This window comes from Microbacterium maritypicum MF109 (assembly GCF_000455825.1).
GTDB classification, from domain to species: domain Bacteria; phylum Actinomycetota; class Actinomycetes; order Actinomycetales; family Microbacteriaceae; genus Microbacterium; species Microbacterium maritypicum_A.
The window spans coordinates 1-578 of sequence record NZ_ATAO01000081.1 but is presented as its reverse complement, the minus strand read 5'-3'; the positions used below and the strand labels follow the sequence as shown (position 1 = coordinate 578).

Below are 578 nucleotides of genomic sequence, written 5' to 3'. Positions count from 1 at the left end.
GCGGGGATCACGGTGCCGGTCTCGGCCTGGATCTTCGCCGCCTGCTCTCCGGAGGCGAACTCGGCGAACGCCTTGGCCTCGGCGAGGTGTGCGCTCTTCGCGTTGGCGACGTTGCCGACACCGTGGATCACGCTCTGGTTGCCCTCTGCTCCGGCGGGGAGCGGGGCCACATCGACGCTGCCGCCGATGTCGGCGTTGTCCGCGTAGGCGATGGCCGCCCAGGATCCGTTCTGGAACATGGCGACCTTGCCGGAGAGGAAGAAGTCCTCGGGGTTGGTGTCGGTCATCTGCTGCGCCGTGGGCGAGGAGCCCGCCGCGATCAGGTCGGTCCACAGCTCGATGCCGGCGAGCGCTTCGGGCGAGCCGTATCCGCTCTTCGTCCCGTCGGCGGAGATCACCTCACCACCGGCCTGGGCGATCGAGTTGTAGAAGTTCTCCTGGCCGTACTGGCTGGCGGCGACCCCGAACTGGCCCTTCGCGGGATCGGTGAGCTTCGCGGCGGCCGCGGTGAAGTCGTCCCAGGTCCAGTCCGCGGAGGGGTACTCCACACCCGCCGCGTCGAAGAGCGCCTTGTTGTA

At 68.9% G+C, this 578-nt stretch carries 1 protein-coding gene; it reads right to left on the bottom strand.

Annotated elements, in window-relative coordinates:
- Window positions 1-578 (bottom strand): extracellular solute-binding protein (locus L687_RS25910; protein ID WP_021198716.1); only part of this gene is annotated, 578 nt, incomplete at both ends.